The 15776-nt window shown below is 64.5% G+C and carries 19 protein-coding genes; 12 read left to right on the plus strand and 7 right to left on the minus strand.

Annotated elements, in window-relative coordinates; translation table 11 throughout:
- Nucleotides 1-137 precede the first annotated feature (137 nt).
- The 12 genes from BM279_RS16190 to sctU are packed head-to-tail and all read left to right on the plus strand — an operon-like array spanning nt 138 to nt 10567.
- The gene (locus BM279_RS16190) at nt 138-1217 is read left to right on the plus strand and encodes a TyeA family type III secretion system gatekeeper subunit (protein ID WP_093505404.1); all 1080 of its coding nucleotides are present in this window, start codon (nt 138-140) and stop codon (nt 1215-1217) included.
- Nucleotides 1217-3313 carry a type III secretion system export apparatus subunit SctV gene (gene sctV / locus BM279_RS16195; protein WP_093505406.1) on the plus strand — a complete coding sequence of 699 codons (2097 nt, stop codon included), beginning with the start codon at nt 1217-1219 and terminating at the stop codon, nt 3311-3313. Before BM279_RS16190 ends, sctV begins: the two co-directional genes overlap by 1 nt.
- Nucleotides 3310-4254: an FHA domain-containing protein gene (locus BM279_RS16200; protein ID WP_244154173.1), complete on the plus strand. Its 945-nt coding sequence runs from the start codon at nt 3310-3312 to the stop codon at nt 4252-4254. The genes sctV and BM279_RS16200 overlap by 4 nt, the downstream gene beginning before the upstream one ends.
- 5 nt (nt 4255-4259) lie before the next feature.
- Nucleotides 4260-5609: a FliI/YscN family ATPase gene (locus tag BM279_RS16205; RefSeq protein ID WP_093505572.1), complete on the plus strand. Its 1350-nt coding sequence runs from the start codon at nt 4260-4262 to the stop codon at nt 5607-5609.
- 2 nt (nt 5610-5611) lie between these two features.
- Nucleotides 5612-6058: a type III secretion protein gene (locus BM279_RS16210; RefSeq protein ID WP_093505408.1), complete on the plus strand. Its 447-nt coding sequence runs from the start codon at nt 5612-5614 to the stop codon at nt 6056-6058.
- Entirely contained in the window at nt 6048-6605 is a 558-nt protein-coding gene (locus BM279_RS16215) for a type III secretion system HrpP C-terminal domain-containing protein (protein ID WP_244154174.1), read from the plus strand. The genes BM279_RS16210 and BM279_RS16215 overlap by 11 nt, the downstream gene beginning before the upstream one ends.
- The gene (locus BM279_RS16220; protein ID WP_093505410.1) at nt 6602-7318 is read left to right on the plus strand and encodes a hypothetical protein; all 717 of its coding nucleotides are present in this window, start codon (nt 6602-6604) and stop codon (nt 7316-7318) included. Before BM279_RS16215 ends, BM279_RS16220 begins: the two co-directional genes overlap by 4 nt.
- The gene (locus BM279_RS16225; RefSeq protein WP_093505578.1) at nt 7305-7769 is read left to right on the plus strand and encodes a FliM/FliN family flagellar motor switch protein; all 465 of its coding nucleotides are present in this window, start codon (nt 7305-7307) and stop codon (nt 7767-7769) included. The genes BM279_RS16220 and BM279_RS16225 overlap by 14 nt, the downstream gene beginning before the upstream one ends.
- Complete coding sequence (gene sctR / locus BM279_RS16230; RefSeq protein WP_093505412.1) at nt 7766-8419, plus strand: type III secretion system export apparatus subunit SctR; 654 nt, start codon at nt 7766-7768, stop codon at nt 8417-8419. Before BM279_RS16225 ends, sctR begins: the two co-directional genes overlap by 4 nt.
- Nucleotides 8420-8426: 7 nt before the next feature.
- Nucleotides 8427-8693 carry a type III secretion system export apparatus subunit SctS gene (gene sctS / locus BM279_RS16235; RefSeq protein ID WP_075931598.1) on the plus strand — a complete coding sequence of 89 codons (267 nt, stop codon included), beginning with the start codon at nt 8427-8429 and terminating at the stop codon, nt 8691-8693.
- Nucleotides 8694-9494: a type III secretion system export apparatus subunit SctT gene (gene sctT / locus BM279_RS16240; protein ID WP_093505414.1), complete on the plus strand. Its 801-nt coding sequence runs from the start codon at nt 8694-8696 to the stop codon at nt 9492-9494. It abuts the gene before it with no gap.
- Nucleotides 9491-10567 (plus strand): type III secretion system export apparatus subunit SctU, encoded by a 1077-nt coding sequence (sctU, locus tag BM279_RS16245; protein ID WP_075931596.1) that lies wholly within the window; start codon nt 9491-9493, stop codon nt 10565-10567. Before sctT ends, sctU begins: the two co-directional genes overlap by 4 nt.
- A gap of 57 nt (nt 10568-10624) precedes the next feature.
- On the opposite strand, the gene BM279_RS16250 is transcribed toward sctU, so the two are convergent.
- The 7 genes from BM279_RS16250 to sctL all read right to left on the minus strand — a co-directional run bounded on the left by BM279_RS16250 (nt 10625) and on the right by sctL (nt 15434).
- Nucleotides 10625-11281: a hypothetical protein gene (locus BM279_RS16250; RefSeq protein ID WP_093505416.1), complete on the minus strand. Its 657-nt coding sequence runs from the start codon at nt 11279-11281 to the stop codon at nt 10625-10627.
- 240 nt (nt 11282-11521) lie between these two features.
- Nucleotides 11522-11869, minus strand: coding sequence for a type III secretion protein HrpV (locus BM279_RS16255; protein ID WP_075931595.1), 348 nt, complete (start codon nt 11867-11869; stop codon nt 11522-11524).
- 2 nt (nt 11870-11871) lie between these two features.
- Entirely contained in the window at nt 11872-12081 is a 210-nt protein-coding gene (gene hrpT / locus BM279_RS16260) for an HrpT family type III secretion system protein (RefSeq protein WP_075931594.1), read from the minus strand.
- Complete coding sequence (sctC, locus tag BM279_RS16265; protein ID WP_093505418.1) at nt 12081-14180, minus strand: type III secretion system outer membrane ring subunit SctC; 2100 nt, start codon at nt 14178-14180, stop codon at nt 12081-12083. Before sctC ends, hrpT begins: the two co-directional genes overlap by 1 nt.
- Before the next feature lie 12 nt (nt 14181-14192).
- Entirely contained in the window at nt 14193-14606 is a 414-nt protein-coding gene (locus tag BM279_RS16270) for a hypothetical protein (RefSeq protein ID WP_093505420.1), read from the minus strand.
- Nucleotides 14593-14817, minus strand: a complete 225-nt coding sequence (locus BM279_RS16275; RefSeq protein WP_093505422.1) for a type III secretion protein — start codon at nt 14815-14817, stop codon at nt 14593-14595. Before BM279_RS16275 ends, BM279_RS16270 begins: the two co-directional genes overlap by 14 nt.
- On the minus strand, nt 14814-15434 hold the full coding sequence (sctL, locus tag BM279_RS23220; RefSeq protein WP_143103609.1) for a type III secretion system stator protein SctL: 621 nt from the start codon (nt 15432-15434) through the stop codon (nt 14814-14816). Before sctL ends, BM279_RS16275 begins: the two co-directional genes overlap by 4 nt.
- Between the last annotated feature and the right edge of the window lie 342 nt (nt 15435-15776).

Here is a 15776-nt window from a genome sequence, read left to right on the forward strand (position 1 = left end):
ATTAACCATCGTGTCATCTTGAGCAAGATCCTGCGCTAGCGGACAGTTTCCTGAACGAATTTCTGCACACGGCAACTTGGGGGAACCGGTTCGGCTCCCACGCCACTCATTGAGCATTCGTTCTTCCAGGCTGCGCCATGATCAACCGTGCTCAATCCACCACTGCGCCCACGCGCCTGCCGCCGACCACACCGGGATCGGCGGGGCCCTCAGGCACGCCAGGGCAACAGGGTGGCGCGCAGGCGGCAGGCACCACGGCGCAGCAGGTTTCCAGCTTCAATGCCGAGCTGAGTCAGGTCAGCATCCGCCTACACAAGCGCAACCTGCGCTTCAAGGCCCTGCAACTGCAGTCGCAGAAAGTCCTGCAGTACAAACTGTACAAACAGCTGCTCACGACCCTGGAGTCGAAGGCCGACCAGTTGCGCCAGAGCGCCCGCAGCGACGGCGGTTTCCGGCAGGTTTTCGATAGCTCGCGGCACGACCTCGGCCAGGCGCTGAGCCTGCTGCGCATTGCCGAACGACGAGCGCAGCAGGAGCGCTCGTTCGAGGAAGCCAGGAAGCTGCAGGCATTGCGGCTGCAGTTCGCTGCACAGCACAAGCAGCAGGCTCGGTTACTGCGCGCCCGGGTACCGTTCGCCTCGGCAGTCGCCGATCCGCGGCGCCGCGAGAGCGCACGCAGCCTGTCAGGAAACGGCCAGGTGAACCTGCTGGAACTGACCCGGATGATCAGCGAACGGGAAGACCAAGACAGCGACGGCGACCACGGCTTCGACGCCCAGCTCAGCGACCTGCTGGTGGAAACCAACCACTTGGTGACCACCGCTAGGCCCAAGCAGCAACACGAAGCGCTGAAGAACATCGAGCGCACCACCTTCCTGAAACAGTTCTATGGCAGCTGCGCCCACATGCGTAACGAAATGCTGGCCAAGAACCCGGGATTCGAGATGAAGACCTCGGCATTCGTGAAGGCCCTGCAGAAACTCATCAGCGACGGCATGCAACCCAAGGAAACCCTGCAACTGGTGCAGGAAGTCGGCGGCCGCCAGCTCGAACATCAGCTGGCGTTGGTCAATCGCCTGCTGGCCCTGCTCAAGGAGCTGAAGTACATGAACTGGAACGACAACAAGAGCCGGCAAAAAGCCCTCGATAACCTGCTGCTGTTGTCCACTGCGCTGGTCAATGAAGAACAGCGCCGCTTGCAGGAGGCGATGGCCTGATGACGTACCTCATCCATGTCGCCAACCAGCTCGCCCTGGCGGCCATGCGCCGCTCGGAAATCGTCGGGGCCTTCGTGGTGCTGGCGATCATCTTCATGATGATCACCCCCATGCCGACCTGGCTGATCGACGTGCTGATCGCCATCAACATCTGCATTTCCTGCCTGCTGATCATGCTGGCGATGAACCTGCCGCGGCCACTGGCCTTCTCCACCTTCCCGGCGGTGCTGCTGATCACCACCATGTTCCGCCTGGCCCTGTCGATCTCGACCACACGCCTGATTCTCCTGGATCAGGACGCCGGCCACATCGTCGAAGCCTTCGGCGAATTCGTGGTCGGCGGCAACCTGGCGGTGGGCACGGTGATCTTCCTGATCATCACGGTGGTCAACTTCATGGTCATCACCAAGGGCTCGGAACGGGTCGCCGAAGTCGGCGCGCGCTTCACCCTGGATGCCATGCCCGGCAAGCAGATGTCCATCGACAGCGACCTGCGCGCCAACCTAATCACCGTGCAGGATGCCCGGGCCCGACGCGAGGAACTGGCCAAGGAAAGCCAGCTGTTCGGGGCGATGGATGGCGCCATGAAGTTCGTCAAGGGCGACGCCATTGCCGGGCTGATCATCATCGCCATCAACATGATCGGCGGCATCAGCATCGGCGTGATGCAGATGAACATGAGTGCCGGCGACGCCCTGCACATCTACACCATCCTGACCATCGGCGACGGCCTCATCTCGCAGATTCCCGCCCTGATGATCTCGGTCACCGCCGGCATCGTGATCACTCGGGTGCCGGACGGCAACCCGACGCCGCAATCGAACATCGGCCGTGAAATCGCCGAGCAGCTGACCAGCCAGCCCAAGGTGTGGATCATCTCGGCGGTGGCCATGCTCGGTTTCGCCGCGCTGCCCGGCATGCCGACCGGGATATTCATCACCATCGCCCTGATCTGCGGGTGTGGCGGCGTGCTGCAGATCTACCGCGACAAACCGCAACCGGAGGACGAGCAAGCCCAGTGGGTGGCGCCGGAGCTCAACGGCGACGAGGACCTGCGCACCTTCAACCCCAGCCGCCAATTCGTCTTGCAGTTCCACCCCAACCAGGACCCGCAGCAGATCGCCACGATCGTGAGCGAGATCCGCCAACGCCGCAATCGCCTGGTGGTGCAGTACGGCCTGACCCTGCCCTCGTTCATCATCGAGCAGTCGGAACACATCCCCGAGGACGAATTCCGCTTCTCGGTGTACGAAGTGCCGATGATGCGCGCCACGCTCAGCCACAGCCATGTGGCCGTGGATGCCCAGGCCCTCGACGAGCTCGAACTCGACGAGCTGATTCCTGGCAGCGTCGAGCGCCAGGAGGGCCAGTGGGTCTGGATGCCCGCCGACTCGCCGGTTCTGCACAACGCGGAGCTGGAACAGATCAGCGCCGCCACCCTGATCATCGAGCGCATGGAGCGCACCCTGCATGCCTGCGCACCGCAGTTCATCGGCCTGCAGGAGACCAAGGCGATCCTTGGCTGGCTGGAGTCCGAGCAGCCCGAACTCGCCCAGGAAATGCTCCGGGTGCTGCCACTGGCGCGCTTTGCAGCGGTGCTGCAGGGGCTGGCCGCCGAGTGCGTGCCACTGCGCTCGGTACGGGTGATCGCCGAAACGTTGGTCGAGCACGGCCAGTACGAACGCGACATCGCCATGCTGGTGAATTACGTACGCATCGCCCTGAAGTCGCAGATCTACCACCAGTACGCCACTGCAGAAGGCCTGGAGGTCTGGCTGCTGACCCCCGAGAGCGAGGGTGTTCTGCGCGACGGCCTGCGCCAGACGCAAACCGAAACCTTCTTTGCACTCAGTGATGCGACCAGCCAGTTGCTGCTCCAGCACCTGCACATGGCCTTTCCACAGCGCGCCAGGAAGCGCGCCGTGCTGCTGGTCCCCCAGGATCTGCGCAGCCCCCTGCGCATTCTTCTGCAAGAGGAGTTCTATCACGTGCCCGTGCTGTCCTTCGCGGAGATCAGCAGCTCGGCACAGGTCAAGGTCCTCGGCCGCTTCGAACTGGAGGAAACAGCGGCCCTAGAGAGCGAGCAATACGCATGAACGAATCCGGTAACGACCTGTTTGAACTACGGGTGCTGAACGGCCTTCACCAGGGCGCGGCACTGCCGCTGATTGGCGATCACTGGGCTATCGGCGCCGACGACGAGCTGGACCTCGCGCTGCACGATGCAGGCGTGCACCCTTGCCACTGTCAGCTACGGCGCGACGGCGACGGCTGGCGCCTGGAGGCGGCCGACGGCCACCCCCTGGATATCGAGGGCCATCCGCTGGCCGACCTGCAGCCCCATGCCCAGTTCGCCCTGGGTTCGGTGTGGCTGAGCCTCGCGCCTGCCGAGGCGCCCTGGACCAACCTGCCGATCATCGCCCCCGACGATGGCGCGCAAGGCGCTCAGGGCAACGAGACACCAGGCCCCACTACATCGTCGCCCCGCAGCACCCTACTCAGCCGCGGCGCCTGCATCACGCTGGGGGTGCTGCTGGGCGTGGTGGGCAGTGCCTGGAGCCTGAGCAGCGCGACGCTGACGCCGAGTGCCTCCCCTGCCGCCTCGCCACTCGCCACGCCCGCGGCCCCCCCTGTACAAGATCAGCGGGCAGCCCTTGATCAGCAGAGCGCTGCCCGGCTGCTCAAGACCATGCTCAGCGAGCGCATGCTCGGTGCTGTCAGCCTGGAACACGACGATCAGGGGCTGGTACTCAGCGGTAGCCTGAAGGGCGAGAGCATGCAGGTTTACCAACGCATGCTGCAGCGCTTCAAACAGGATCACCGGGTGGACTTTCGCATCGACGACCGGGTGTTCAATGGCAACGGCGGTCTGCCCTTCGCGATCACCCAGATCATCGGCGGCAGCAATGGCCACCTGGTGATGGCCGATGGGCGACGCATGTACATCGGCGACCGCATCGATGGTATCCGCCTGGTACAGATCGACAACGGCCGCATCCAGTTCGATGGCGAGCAACGCCTGGAGGTGAGCTGGTGAGTGCCCTGCTGCCGGCCCTGCAACAGTGGGAGCAGCGCCAGGCGGCGCGTCTGAACGATTTCAGCGCCGTGCGCGTGAGTGGCAAGGTCACGGCGGTCAGCGGCATCCTGCTCGAGTGCCAGGTACCGGCGGCCAAGGTGGGCGATCTGTGCGAGGTGATCAAGGCGGATGGCAGCCACATTCTCGCCGAGATCGTCGGTTTCACGCCGGACTGCACCTTGCTCAGCGCCCTGGGCACCCCGGAGGGCATTCAGGTCGGAGCCGCCATCCGGCCGCTGGGGATCGCCCACCGCATCGGCGTCGACGAAACCCTGCTGGGCTGCGTGCTCGATGGTTTCGGCCGACCCTTACTGGGCGACGCCCTGGGGGCCTTCGCCGGCCCCAGCGATACCCGCCAGACGCTACCGGTCATCAGCGATGCCCTGCCACCCACCCAGCGCCCGCGGATCAGCCGGCCGCTGACCACCGGTATCCGCGCCATCGACAGTGCCCTGCTGCTCGGCGAGGGTCAGCGCGTGGGCCTGTTCGCGGGCGCAGGCTGCGGCAAGACCACCTTAATGGCCGAGCTGGCGCGCAACATGGGGTGCGACGTGATCGTGTTCGGACTGATCGGCGAACGCGGCAGGGAACTGCGCGAGTTCCTCGACCACGAACTGGACGAGACGCTGCGCAAGCGCTCGGTGCTGGTCTGTGCCACCTCCGACAGATCCAGCATGGAAAGGGCACGCGCAGCCTTCACGGCCACGGCCATTGCCGAGGCGTTCCGAGCCCGCGGCATGAAGGTATTACTGTTGATTGATTCCCTGACCCGATTCGCCCGCGCCCAGCGCGAAATCGGCATCGCCGCCGGCGAACCCCTGGGCCGTGGTGGACTGCCGCCCTCGGTGTATACGCTGCTGCCGCAACTGGTGGAGCGGGCGGGAATGAGTGAAGTCGGCTCGATCACGGCCCTATACACCGTGCTTATCGAACAGGACTCGATGAACGACCCGGTGGCCGACGAGGTGCGTTCGCTGCTCGATGGCCATATCGTGTTATCGCGCAAGCTGGCCGAGCGCGGTCACTACCCGGCGATCGATGTGCCGGCCAGCATCAGCCGGGTGTTGAGCAACGTGGCCAGCCGCGAGCATCAGCGCGCCAACAACCGGCTGCGCCGGCTCATGGCCGCCTACCGCCAGGTCGAGATGCTGTTGCGCCTGGGCGAATACCAGGCCGGGGCCGATCCGGTCACCGATTGCGCCGTGCAGCTCAACGGCGCCATCGACCAGTTCCTGCAGCAGGATCTGCGCGGCCCATGGCCCCTGGAAGACACGCTGGCGGCGTTGAACCAGTTGACCGATGCCTTACCGGAGTGAGCATGGAAAACGATCTGGAAATCGACCCGCAACGTGCCTCGCTGGAGCAGGCCATCGCCCTGCTCAAACCCTTGCGCCAGCACCGCCAGGCACGTGCCGAGCGCCAGCAGCGCGAGGCGCAGCAAACCCTGGAAAACAGTCACGAACAGCTGCAGTACGTCGAGGCGCGGCTCACGCGACAGACCGAGGAGCAGCACGCCCGCCGTGCGCAATTGGCCAGCCAGCACCTGCAGCAGTGCATGGGGTTCGAGGAGGTCGGCCGCTGGCATGATCGCGAGCGCCGCATGCTTGATCACCTGGCTACGCTGCGCCATGAGGTCCACCAGCAGCAGGCCCTTCTCGAGGCCCATCAGGTCCAGTTGCAGCAGGCCAGCAACCAGGCCAGACAGGCGCAGCGCGCCGTGGAAAAACTCGCCTGCCTTACCGAGGCCCTGAACGATGAAAGCTGAAACCGCCGCGGTGCCTCGACGGCCGCAGCCGCCCAGCCCGCCGGCAGCCCACACCCCTGCCCAGGCGCAACCTGCCGCCGCCGGGCTCCAGCAAGGCGGCCCGCTACGGCGTGGCGAAATCGACCTGCGCCTGCTCACACAGGGCGTGGATCTGTCGCCTTCGGCGTTGATGGCCGACGGGCTGGTGTTCGCCCAACTGATCCAGCCGGCGCAGGCAGTATCGGACGAAGGCTCGGGCCTGGGAGGCGGCCAGAGCGCCGCGGCCGGCAAGCCCGATGCCGCCGCGAGCCAGCTGGTCGAAGAATTGGCGCTACGGTTGCCCATCGCGCCCCCAGGCGTGTTTACGGCCACCTTGCTGATGCCCAACCTGGGCCGGATCCAGGTACGTGCCGGCAAACGCGACGATCAGTGGGAGGTGGAGCTGGGTTGCGCCCGCCGGGAAACCTTCGAGCGCCTGCGCGGCCAACGCGGCGCCTGCGAGGCGACGCTGGCCGAGGCCATGGGCAGCCCGGTTCGCCTGGCCCTGGTCGATGAGGCGCTGGCATGACCGCGCTAGCTCTTCGCCAGCTGGCACCGCTGCAGGCCCAGGCCAGCCGGGCCCTGGGCGTGGGGCTGAGCGCAACCTTTCAGGCCCGGGGGCTAAGCGGCGAGCTGCGCGTGACGCCGCTGCCAGCCGAGACGCAGGCCACCCCCGGCACCTGGTTCGACAGCGCCCTGGGGCCCCTGCACCTGAGCGATGCCGGCGCCCTGCTCAGCCTGCTGGGTGAGCTGCCGGTCAGCGTCGCTGGCGAACCCCAGGCCTGGTACTGGCAGGTGATCAGTCAGCAACTGAGCCCGGTGATAAGCACCTGCCTGGCGCCGTTATCAATGCGTGAAAGCGCCCCGTCGGGGGACCTGCAGATGCGCTGCGCCCTGCGCGTGAAGCTGGGCGAGGAAGTCGCCCACGGCCAATTGACGGCCGCCGCGGGCACCCTGCTCGAGCTGTTGCAGGCGCCGTTCTGGCACCCGCTTCACCGCCCGTTTCCGGCCGCCCTGCAGGTGCACGAGCCTCTGATTCTGGGTCGCTGCGAGCTGACGCTGGAACAACTCGCCTCACTGCGCCCGGGGGACGTGGTGGTGCCAAGCGACCCGCACTTCGACTGCGACGGCCAGGGTGCGCTGACGCTCGCCGGCCAGCGCTGGCGCGCGCAGACAACGGCATGCGGAACACGCCTCCTATTGAACCTGGAAATCGACGGCCATGAGCATGACGACCACTGACCCGACCCTGGAAACACCCTACGCCAATGAAGCCATTGAGACCGCCTACCTCGATGAGCGGCCAGACCCGGCGGTGCAACCCGGCGCCCAGCAAACGCCTATCACTCCCGACGATACGGGCGAGGTGGCAGTCGACGGGGCCGATGACGAGCAGCAGGCCTGGGCAGCGGCGCAGCAGTCGACGGACACGGCCCCCGAGGATCTGGCTGACCGGCAGCCTCTCTCGCCTCTCGCGCATCTGCCCCTGGCCCTGACGCTGCGCTGTGGCTCACTGAGCCTGAGCCTGGAGCAATTGCAACGGCTCGACCATGGCGCGGTGCTCGAGGTGCAGGGCGTCACGCCGGGGCAGGCCTGGCTGTGCAGCGGCGAGCAGGTGGTAGCCGAAGGCGAATTGGTCGACGTGGGCGGCCGCCTGGGCCTGCAGATCACTCGCATGGCGTCGCTGACATGATTCTGGACGGGATGAACCCGGTCCTCCTGGCGCTGTTCCTGGGCGCACTGTCGCTGGTGCCCTTCCTGCTGATCGTCTGCACCGCGTTCCTGAAGATCGCCATGACCCTGATGATCACCCGCAACGCCATCGGCGTGCAGCAGGTGCCGCCGAACATGGCCATCTATGGTATTGCCCTCGCCGCCACCATGTTCGTCATGGCCCCGGTGGCCCATGAGATCCAGAAGCGCCTGGAACAGAACCCCCTGGACATGTCCACCACCCAGAACTTGCAGGAAAGCGCTGGCGGCATCATCGACCCGCTGCAACAGTTCATGACCCATAACACCGACCCGGACGTGCTCACCCACCTGCTGGAAAACACCCACCGCATGTGGCCCAAGGAGATGGCCGAAAGCGCCAGCAAGAGCGACCTGCTGTTGGCCATCCCGGCGTTCGTGCTGTCCGAACTGCAGGCCGCCTTCAAGATCGGCTTTCTGATCTACATCCCCTTCATTGTGATCGACCTGATCGTTTCCAACCTGCTGCTGGCACTGGGCATGCAGATGGTGTCGCCGATGACCATCTCGCTGCCACTCAAGCTGCTGCTGTTCGTGCTGGTGGATGGCTGGACGAAGCTGATCGACAGCCTGTTCCTTTCCTACCTGTGAGGTCACCATGGAAGCGTTGGCACTGTTCAAGCAAGGCATGTTCCTGGTCGTCATCCTCACCGCCCCGCCGCTGGCCGTGGCGGTACTGGTAGGGGTGGTCACCTCGCTGCTGCAGGCCCTGATGCAGATGCAGGATCAGACCCTGCCGTTCGGCCTCAAGCTGGCCGCCGTCGGCCTCACCCTGGCCATGACCGGCCGCTGGGTCGGCCTGGAACTGATCCAGTTCATCAACATGGCCTTCGACCTGATCGCCCGAACAGGCGGCCCCCGTTAGATGCCCTGGGACACGCAAAGCGCCTTCGAGCTGCTGCAAGGCATCGGCCTGGCCGCGGCGCGCCTAGTGCCCTGCATGTTTCTGGTACCCGCGTTCTGCTTCAAATACCTGAAGGGCCCCCTGCGCTACGCGGTGGTCATTGCCGTGGCCCTGATCCCGGCACCGTCGATCAGCGCGGCGCTGGACGGCCAGGACTCGAACCTGGGCTGGATAATTGGCCTGCTGTTCAAAGAGGTGGCTCTGGGCGCACTGCTGGGCGTGCTGCTGTACATGCCGTTCTGGATGTTCGCCTCGGTGGGCGCCCTGCTCGACAGCCAGCGCGGCGCCCTGAGCGGCGGGCAGATCAACCCCGCACTAGGGCCGGACGTGACCCCCATGGGCATGCTGTTTCAGGAGGCGATGATCATGCTGCTGATGGTGATTGGCGGGCTACCGCTGATCCTGCAGGTGATCTGGGACAGCTACCTGATCTGGCCACCCACGGCCTGGCTGCCGACTCTTACCCAGGATGGCCTGATCATCCTGCTCGAACAACTGAGCCGTACGCTGCACCACATGCTGCTGTACGCCGCGCCCTTCATCGCGGTACTGCTGCTGATCGAAGCGGTGATGGCGATCATCAGCCTGTACGCACAACAGCTCAATGTGTTCATCCTCGCCATGCCCGCCAAAAGCATCGCCGGCATCGCCTTCCTGCTGATCTATCTGCCGACGCTGCTGGAGCTGGGCAGCGGTGAGCTGCAGCACCTGAGGGTGATCAGCGATCTGCTCCAGCACATCGTAGGGGTACCGGAGCCGTGAGTGAGAAGACCGAAAAAGCCACGCCCAAACAGTTGCGCGATGCCCGTGAGAAGGGGCAGATCGCGCAGAGCCAGGACGTCAGCAAGCTGCTGATCCTGCTTCTGGTCAGCGAGGTGACGCTGGGCCTGGCGAACAGCAGCATGGACAGTCTCAAGCAACTGATGGAGTTGTCGGTCAATGCAACCCAGCAACCCTTCGAGCGGATCGTCGAGCAACTGGTCACCGAAGCCATCGCGGTGATGCTGCCCTTTCTCGCCTTGAGCGTCGGCCTGGCGATGCTGATGCGCCTGGCGGCCGGCTGGGGGCAATTCGGTTTCCTGTTCGCGCCCAAGGCGCTCAAAGTCGACTTCAACAAGCTCAACCCCTTCGCCCAGCTCAAGCAGATGTTCTCCGGGCAGAACCTCTCCAACCTGTTGATGAGCGTGCTCAAGGCCATCGTCATTGGCTACACCCTCTACCTGTTGCTGGAGCCGGAACTGGGAACGCTGATCCTGCTGGCCAACTCCGATCTCGACACCTACTGGCAGTCGCTGCTGCAGGTGTTCCGCCACATCCTGCGCATCACCCTGGGGTTGCTGCTGGTGCTGGCGGCCATCGACTTCGGCCTGCAGAAATTCTTCCATGCCAAGCGACTGCGCATGAGCCACGACGATATCAAGAAGGAATACAAACAGTCCGAGGGCGACCCCCACGTCAAGGGCCAGCGGCGCCAGTTCGCCTTCGAGATTCTCAATCAGGAACCCGAAGCCGCGCCGCGCCCGGTGCAGGAAGCCGACGTATTGGTGGTCAACCCGACCCACTACGCCGTCGCGCTGTTCTACCGGCCCGGCAAAACGCCCCTGCCGATGATCCACTGCAAGGGCGAAGACGACGACGCCCTGGCACTGATCGCCCAGGCCAAGGTCGCCAAGGTGCCGGTGGTGCAGAGCGTGTGGCTGGCACGCACCCTGTACAAGACCCGGACCGGCCGCTACATCCCCAGGGCCACCCTGGAAATGGTGGCGCAGATCTACCAGTTGGTGAAGCAGCTCGACGAGGTCGACGACCAGGTGATTCGTACCGATCACCTATGAGTACGCCCTGAACAGCAGCCCCCGGCGTGCTGTTCGGGCACCGGACAAAGTCTCGGGTCAGGCGGCGCGAGGATTGCGCATCAGGTATCGATCAACGTCCTTGCCGTAAAAATCAGGATTCACCTGCCGCCCAAACACGGGATCGAAATGAGCGAGGCGGCCTTCGTTATCCCGACAGGAAAGAATGGTATGCCGCATGAAATCGACCGTATCGGTCGCCTGCCGAACGGAAGCGCCTGGAACATCGGCAACGGAGAAACTCATGGGCGTTGAGAACTCATGGCGTGCAAGATCGTGACTGCCCGCCGCTTGCGCCAGCATTTCAAAGACGGTCGAAAACGTCTCACAGTCTCCCTGTGGCGTCGTCACCATATCGAAGGGGTCTCGCTTGACATCGGCGTGGTAGGAAAGCAACTGAAGCGTTTGATTTTCGCGAGCCAGCTGCGCCAAAAGATCCATGGATGACTCGAACGCCGTTATCCGCGAAAACAACGGATGGTAAAAATCTGCAAACTTCCTGGCTTGGTCGAGCTCAAGCCGATTCTTTTGAATAAGGAACTTGTTCCATTTTGGTATCTCGCGTGACTCGACGATCTGTAGGCGGTCGTTGGCGATTTTATCCAGATTCGCCCTGGCCTCCTGCCGTAAATCAGATCCGCTGGTTTCGGCGTTTTCAGCACCTCGCCCGAGCCCTATTAACACGCTGTTGAGCATCGTTCTGGCTTGAGACGAGTTGCCGTGACTCGGTACGTGTGGCCTGTGGACGACCACTCGCTCATGGCTCGGTCGACTGGCGCCTGATGACCGAGAGGCCTGGCCATGATCGATGCCGATGTGTGCGCTGGCCTGCAGATCACTGACTTGAGCGGTGGGTGGTGACACGGGGATCGTGAGGCACTGAGGGGGGATGCGCATAGTCAATTAAGCCTCGGTGAGTGAGCGACGCGAGGGCCATCATGGCAGGTGCTCCAGCCCTACAAGGGCGAGTTGCTCCTGGCAGATATGGTCGAGGGAGACGATGTCGGTGTCCTGTATGGGCGCCGCATGCCAGACCACCAACTCTCGCTGCAGATTGAGAAACAGGAAGAACTGATCGTAGCGATCCGCCTCGCAAAAACGCCGCGCCAGGGTGGCACGCAGTTGATCGGGGCCCAGGGCCTCCACCTCCACGTGCAACGCAATGCCCCAGCATCGGTGATCGCGGCGACTGATGAATGCCACCCCGGAAGCAAGCGGCCAAACCGCGCCGCGCTCGGCAGCGGCGTGTTCGAGGAAGGTGCGCTTTTCCGAGGTCTGCATCATGCTCAGTTCTCCAGCGGCGTGACGGTGTAGTCCAGGTCGCGCTGGCGATCCTGCTCATTGAGCCCCTGGCGCATGTCGTCAGGCCACCAGATCACCAGGCTCCTAGGGGTGGAGTCAGGACGCTTGCACGCCTGACCTGAACAACCTTTGGGGCTGGCACAACCGGCCAGCACACCGACTATCGACACAACGGCCAATACGCGAAACATCATCATGGCTCCTTATCGCCTAGCAGCGAGGGGCGAAGTTCGAGGGAAGGGTCCAGGGCCTTGGCCTGGCGCATGGCGATGAAAACCTCGCTCTGCTCGCCGGGCTGCAGCCAGGCTTGCGGCCAGGCGCTCACGCCCAAGACCCAGCGACCGCCACACTGGCTCTCGTCGATACGCATGGGCATAGCCGAATCATTGCGCACAGCCACCACTGCCACGCCCCAGTCCTTGCGGGCGAACCACTGGGAGTGCTCGGCATTGACCGTCAGCCCCGGGTCGAACCGGCACAGGGTGTTGTGCTGGAACGAGGCCCTGGCAGCACTGAAGCCCTGCGGCAGCGTGCCGGCGACCAGGTTTTCGAATGCCTCGCGAACATCGTTGCGCGTCGGCCGGTCGGTGACACCGCGACGCGCCTGAACTTCCTTGAGCTGGCGATCGAGGTCATGGGGATTGGCGTGTTGCACGTAGCGCGCTGGATTGACCTGGTCACCGATCAACCGCGGGGTGAGGATGAACAGCCGCTCGCGCTGGGTGTATTCACGGCTGCGCGACTGGAACAGCAGCTTGCCGATGACGGGAATATCGCCCAGCAGCGGAATCTTGTTGAGCCGGTCATTGGCCTCCACGCCATGAAAACCGCCGATCACCAGGGAGCCGTGTTCGGCGATCACCGCCTGGGTGCTGACGTTGCCACGACGCACGGACGGCTGTTCGTCCTTGATCTGCGATTCGACGATCTGTCCATCTTCGATATCGACAATCAACTGAACCTGGGAGCGACCGTTGTGATTCAACGAACGTGGAATTACCTGCAGGCTGGTGCCAGCGGTGATGGGTGCGATATTGGCGACACGCTCGGCCAGTGCGGTGAGGTACTCGGTGCGGCTGAAATCGATGACGGCCGGCTGGTTTTCCAGCGTCAGGATCGACGGGTTGCCGACGATCGAGGCGGCGCCATTGCCTTCAAGCGCTCGGAGGTCGGCGGAGAATCGCCCGGCATCCTGGATAAACAGCGTCGAGGGCGCGCCTGGCTGGAGGAGGTTGGCACCGCCCGTCACACTGCCGGCCGTGAGCGACCAGCGGCTGGACAGTTCAGCCAGCTCGTTGCGATCGATGTCGAGAATCACCGCATCGATCTCGATCACATTGCGCGGCACGTCCAGCTGGGCAATCAGCCCCTGGTACATGGCCTTGCGCGCCGGCAGGTCGTAGATCAGCACCGCGTTGTTGCGTACATCGGCGCTGACGCGGATCTTGCCACTGGTGCGCGAGCTGGCGCTTCGGCTGTTCGATCCCGACGCAGGCGTCATCCCCAGGCCGCGCTCTATGCCGGTGCCGAGGACGGGACCGTCCATATTGGCCAGGGCGTCGTAGGCCAGGGATATCGAGTTGGAGCCCCCGGCGCCTCCGGCGAGTCCACTGATGCTCGAGGCGCCTTGCGCGCCGCTCTGACCGCTGGTTCGAGAGCGTGACTCCAGCAACTCCTGGAGGATGCGGGCCACCCCGGCGACCTGCAGTTGCTGGTCGCGGTAGCTGATGGTGCGGTCGGCCGCGTTGGCGTACTTCAGGGGAAAGACGATGACATCCTGCTTCTCCGCCTCCTCCGGCTCTTCGACCTTTTCGCTGTAGTCACGGATCAATTGCACGTACTTGGCCGGGCCGCGTACCAGCACCGCCCCCTCATCCGCCAGCAGCCCCCAACCGAAGCGGGGATCGAGCAGGCCGATGCTGCCGAGCGCCGCTTCAAGATCGTCCACCGCCTCCGCAGAAACCTCGATGCGCGCGGAGGTCTGCTCCTGGGTCGGGCTGATGTACAGGGTGTCGTTGAAGACGAACCACTGGAAGTGGTACTCGCGCCCCAGCCGATCGAGAAACCCCTGGGGATTGTCGGCGCGAATGCGCCCGTCGACCACGCCGTCCATGGGTGGCATATCGAGCGCCAGGCCGAACTCGCGGGCGAAGTCGCCCAGCGCGGTCATCAATTCCGCCTGCTGAGCGTCATAGGCGTAGGCCGTACGCTTCCAGCTTTCCGGCGGGAGCGCGAGTGCAGGCATCGCGACAACGAAATACAACCACGGTAGCCATCTCAGGGCCTTGCGCATCGGTTACTCCTGTCAGCGGGCGTCAATGCCCTTCGGGTTGAACGGGGTGGAATCGGTAAAATCGAACGGGCGAGCACTGGCCAGGCTGAGCATTGCGGCCCGCTGGTTGGCCAGGTTTTCCAGGGACGTCAGGATCTGCGAGGCCTGGATGGGCAGTGGGAACCACTCCACCAGAACCAGGGCATGCGCCTGGGGATCGAAAGCCAGGGCGCCCCGGCAGCCACAGGCTAGGCCAGCACCCGCCTCGCCCAGCAAGACGGCAATGCGCGCAAGGTCCCAGCCCTGACAGATCTCCAGGCTGCAGCGCAAGCCTGCGCCATGCGGGCTTACCTGGAACGGAGCGTCATCGACCCAGCACTCGAGGCTGGCCGGATACCCTTCGTCGCACCATGCCGCGAACGCCTGGGTGAATTCACTGAATGCCATCGATGATGGCCTTGGTCAGGCCATGCTGCGCACGCAGTTCCTCGCCCACTACCGTGCCGGTCAACTGGGCTCGGCGGGCGGCATCGGTATAGGCCTCGAAGTCTTCGAGGCTGCCGGTATCGACCACCTGCCCCAGGGCATCCTCCAGGCCGCTCTTGGCGTTCTGGTGTGCCCGGTCCAGACTGTTGCGCAACGCATTGATACTGGTCATGCCTGTTCTCCTTGTTGATGGGGAAATACCTGCGAGTGCTGCAGCGGCGGCGCCTGGCCGGCGAGCGCGCTGCGCAAGCCGTCCCAATCGAGTTCCAGCGCCCCCTGGGCGTGGCTCAGGCGTAGCGCCTGCAACCCGAGCTGGGAGCTCTCGTGCACGGTCCACAGGCTGGCGAATGGCGAAGCGTCCAGCCAGGCCCGTACCGCTTGCGCCTGCTGCGGATGACAACTGAGCGTAGCCGCGGCCTGGGCAGCCGGACTGGCGCCCAGATTGCGCAGCACGGCGTGGATACGCTGGGGCAGATCCGTCTCATCGAGCAGGCGACTCAGGGCCTGGCTCAGCAGGCGGTCGAGACTGCCCAGCACCTCGTGCTGAAGTGCCGCGTGCTCGTCGGCGAAGGCCTGCAGCTGGAGATTCGCCTGCTCCCAGAAAGCCGCCTGGGCATCCTGCAGGTACTGCTGACACTGCTGTTCTGCAGCCTGAAGTAGTTCATCCGCCTGTTGCCTGGCCTGCTCGAGCAACTGCTCGGCGCGCCGCACCTCGTCGAGGGTCTCACGACGCAGCAGCGGCTCGTGCAGCACCTGCTCGGGCACCGCCAACCTACGCTTGACCAGCATGCTCACCTCCCCGCGCCACGCGCCAGAGCACCGCTGACCAGAGCGTATCCAGGCGATGGCCAGGCAGCCCGGGCGGAAGCCCGTCGAGCGCCGCCGACGGCCACTGCAGCCGTACCCTCGCCCAGCGCTGCGGCCCGACCCAGGCGCCCAGCAGAAGACGCGCGTCGACCGGCCCAGCGGGTAGCCAGAGCCCAGGGCGTAACGCTTTCGCCAGGCTGCGGCACCAACGCTCGTCGACACTCGGCAGTGCGTCACAAGAACGCGACAAGGCGCATACGCCTTCGACAAGATGCAGCGTGAAAACCTGTTCGGCTTCGGACAAACCGATCCAGCGTAACAGCC

The organism is Phytopseudomonas straminea, from assembly GCF_900112645.1.
Lineage (GTDB): Bacteria > Pseudomonadota > Gammaproteobacteria > Pseudomonadales > Pseudomonadaceae > Aquipseudomonas > Aquipseudomonas straminea.

Bases quoted from the DNA above. Each gene is read 5' to 3' on its own strand.
- BM279_RS16210 (WP_093505408.1), top strand. From the start codon at position 5,612: ATGGAAAACGATCTGGAAATCGACCCGCAACGTGCCTCGCTGGAGCAG.
- BM279_RS16200 (WP_244154173.1), top strand. From the start codon at position 3,310: ATGAACGAATCCGGTAACGACCTGTTTGAACTACGGGTGCTGAACGGC.
- sctC (WP_093505418.1), bottom strand. From the start codon at position 14,180: ATGCGCAAGGCCCTGAGATGGCTACCGTGGTTGTATTTCGTTGTCGCG.
- BM279_RS16215 (WP_244154174.1), top strand. From the start codon at position 6,048: ATGAAAGCTGAAACCGCCGCGGTGCCTCGACGGCCGCAGCCGCCCAGC.
- BM279_RS16270 (WP_093505420.1), bottom strand. From the start codon at position 14,606: ATGGCATTCAGTGAATTCACCCAGGCGTTCGCGGCATGGTGCGACGAA.
- BM279_RS16190 (WP_093505404.1), top strand. From the start codon at position 138: ATGATCAACCGTGCTCAATCCACCACTGCGCCCACGCGCCTGCCGCCG.
- sctL (WP_143103609.1), bottom strand. From the start codon at position 15,434: ATGCTGGTCAAGCGTAGGTTGGCGGTGCCCGAGCAGGTGCTGCACGAG.
- sctS (WP_075931598.1), top strand. From the start codon at position 8,427: ATGGAAGCGTTGGCACTGTTCAAGCAAGGCATGTTCCTGGTCGTCATC.
- BM279_RS16220 (WP_093505410.1), top strand. From the start codon at position 6,602: ATGACCGCGCTAGCTCTTCGCCAGCTGGCACCGCTGCAGGCCCAGGCC.
- BM279_RS16250 (WP_093505416.1), bottom strand. From the start codon at position 11,281: ATGCTCAACAGCGTGTTAATAGGGCTCGGGCGAGGTGCTGAAAACGCC.
- sctV (WP_093505406.1), top strand. From the start codon at position 1,217: ATGACGTACCTCATCCATGTCGCCAACCAGCTCGCCCTGGCGGCCATG.
- sctT (WP_093505414.1), top strand. From the start codon at position 8,694: ATGCCCTGGGACACGCAAAGCGCCTTCGAGCTGCTGCAAGGCATCGGC.
- sctR (WP_093505412.1), top strand. From the start codon at position 7,766: ATGATTCTGGACGGGATGAACCCGGTCCTCCTGGCGCTGTTCCTGGGC.
- BM279_RS16255 (WP_075931595.1), bottom strand. From the start codon at position 11,869: ATGATGCAGACCTCGGAAAAGCGCACCTTCCTCGAACACGCCGCTGCC.
- hrpT (WP_075931594.1), bottom strand. From the start codon at position 12,081: ATGATGTTTCGCGTATTGGCCGTTGTGTCGATAGTCGGTGTGCTGGCC.
- BM279_RS16275 (WP_093505422.1), bottom strand. From the start codon at position 14,817: ATGACCAGTATCAATGCGTTGCGCAACAGTCTGGACCGGGCACACCAG.
- BM279_RS16225 (WP_093505578.1), top strand. From the start codon at position 7,305: ATGACGACCACTGACCCGACCCTGGAAACACCCTACGCCAATGAAGCC.